Here is a 2,343-nt window from a genome sequence, read left to right as displayed (position 1 = left end):
GCTCAGCGATGATCCGTATACGGCATTCATTCTCATGTTTCACGACACAGACTGGGAAACACCGCTCCTGAAACAGGTGCTTGCCGGCCCGGCCTTCTATGTCGGCGCGGTCGGCAGCTCGAAGACGCAGGCCCGCCGGCTGGATGGTCTGAGGCAGGCAGGCCTTGCCGAGCCCGTCCTGCAGCGGGTGCGCGGGCCGGTCGGGCTTATTCCGTCGATGCGCGATGCCTCAATGCTGGCCGTCTCCACCCTCGCCGAGATCGTCGAGGCCTATCACGCGCAGAAAAAGAACGCGCTCGCCGCCACCGCAGTCATCCTGCTTGCAGCCGGCCAATCGGCCCGGTTTGAAGACGGCGACAAGCTTATGGCGGAGCTGCACGGCAAGCCGCTGCTCGCCCATGCGGCGCGTTCCCTGGCAACAGCCCACCCCGCCGTCCGCCTCGCCGTGACCGCGCCGGAGACACCGGAGCGTGCCGCTGAACTCACGCGCCTCGGCTGGCAGATCGTCGAAAACCCGGAGGCCGGATCCGGCCAGGCGAGCTCGCTCAAAGCCGGGATCGCTGCCGCCCGAGCCATTTCCGGCGTTACATCGGTCATGGTCCTCCTCGCCGACATGCCAGACGTGCCGAACGATCATCTAACGCAGCTTGCCAGCGCTTTTGCCGCCGGCCACACCGCCGTGATGAGCGAGGCGGACGGCATCCTCTCTCCGCCCGCCATCTTCTCCGAGACCTGTTTCGACGCTCTCTGCGCGCTGAGCGGCGACAGGGGCGCAAAATCGGTCTTCGAAAGCCTCGACAAGACCACGACAGTCAAACTCCGCCCCATACTCGCCCGCGATGTCGACACGCTGGCCGACCTGATGGACACGATGGAGGCGAAGCATGGCTGATGGCCTGATGCCGATTTCTCCGCCGCCGCTCACCGATGCGTTCGGGCGGACCGTCTCCTATCTGCGCCTGTCAGTAACGGACCGCTGCGACCTGCGCTGCGCCTATTGCATGGCTGAGCACATGACTTTCCTGCCGAAGAAAGATTTGCTCAGCCTCGAAGAACTCGAACAGGTCGCAGAGGCGTTCATCCGCCGCGGGGTCCGCAAGATCCGCATTACCGGCGGCGAGCCGCTGGTGCGCAAGGATATTGGCGCACTGTTGGACCGGCTCGGCGCGCGGCTGGGGCATGGTCTCGACGAGTTGACGCTGACCACCAACGCCACGCTGCTCGAAACCCATGCCGAGCGGCTTTATGCGGCCGGTGTGCGCCGGGTGAACATCTCGCTCGATACGCTCGATCCAGCCATGTTCCACGAGATCACGCGGCGCGGAAACTTCGACAAGGTGATGCGCGGCATTGATGCGGCAGACGCCGCGGGCCTGAAGATCAAGATCAACACGGTCGGCCTTCGCCACCAGAACGCCGCCGAAATCCCCTCCATGGTTGAGTGGGCGCATGGGCGCGGCTTCGACATGACGCTGATCGAGGTGATGCCGCTCGGCGATACAGGCGAGGACCGGATCGACCAGTATGTTCCGCTGTTCGATATCCGGGACCGACTGGAGCAGATCTGGACGCTCGATGAGGAAACCGCGCGCCCGGCTGATGCGGGGCCGTCACGCTATGTCCGGATCAAGGAGACGGGAGGCCGGCTCGGCTTCATCACGCCGCTGACGAATAATTTCTGCGCGGGCTGCAACCGCGTTCGCGTGACGTGCACCGGCCGTATCTATATGTGCCTCGGCCAGGATGATCATGTCGATCTGCGCGCGGCGCTGCGGGAGGCGAATGATCCGTCCGAGGCGCTGGATGAAGCCCTCGACCGCGCCCTGCTGCGCAAACCCGAGCGCCACGATTTTCATATTCGCGACCGGGACGAGGCTCCCTCCCTGCCCCGCCACATGTCGGTCACGGGGGGCTGAGCGATGGCCGAGATCCTCTATTTTGGGCGCCTTACGGACGCCACCGGCACGCCCGGCGAGACGATATCGCTACCGGCGTCGGTGCAGGACACGAATGCCCTGCGCCACTGGCTCGATGCCGAGAAAGCGCTGGATGGCGCCCTGTTGGAACGGACCGTACGCATCGCGATTAACAGTGAAATCGTCGGCGACACCCATCCTGTGAGGGACAGCGACGAGATTGCCTTGATGCCGCCTGTCGGGGGCGGCTAGACCGATGATAGAGGTCACGCCCACGCCTTTTGATGCCGCCGACGCGCTGAAAGCTTTCGAGGCGCGCGCAGCAGGCGCAGGCGCAATCGTCTCGTTTACCGGGCTCGTTCGCGATCATGCCTCTTCGGGCGAGGTCACGCGCCTTCACCTGCAGGCCTATTCGCCGATGACGGAG

The 2,343-nt window shown here is 64.7% G+C and carries 4 protein-coding genes; all 4 read left to right on the top strand.

Annotated features, from left to right (window positions below; genetic code table 11):
• A partial coding sequence (locus WA989_RS08900) for an NTP transferase domain-containing protein (protein WP_424340147.1) occupies positions 1 to 892 on the top strand: 892 nt, incomplete at its 5' end.
• Positions 885 to 1,916, top strand: a complete 1,032-nt coding sequence (gene moaA, locus WA989_RS08895; RefSeq protein ID WP_424340146.1) for a GTP 3',8-cyclase MoaA — start codon at positions 885 to 887, stop codon at positions 1,914 to 1,916. The genes WA989_RS08900 and moaA, both read left to right, overlap by 8 nt.
• A gap of 3 nt (positions 1,917 to 1,919) precedes the next feature.
• Positions 1,920 to 2,168, top strand: a complete 249-nt coding sequence (gene moaD, locus WA989_RS08890; protein WP_424340145.1) for a molybdopterin converting factor subunit 1 — start codon at positions 1,920 to 1,922, stop codon at positions 2,166 to 2,168.
• Positions 2,169 to 2,172: 4 nt separating this feature from the next.
• Positions 2,173 to 2,343 (top strand): molybdenum cofactor biosynthesis protein MoaE (locus tag WA989_RS08885; RefSeq protein WP_424340148.1); only part of this gene is annotated, 171 nt, incomplete at its 3' end.

Source organism: Henriciella sp. (assembly GCF_049649345.1).
Classification (GTDB): Bacteria; Pseudomonadota; Alphaproteobacteria; order Caulobacterales; family Hyphomonadaceae; genus Henriciella.
This window is presented reverse-complemented; position numbering and strand designations above follow the sequence as displayed.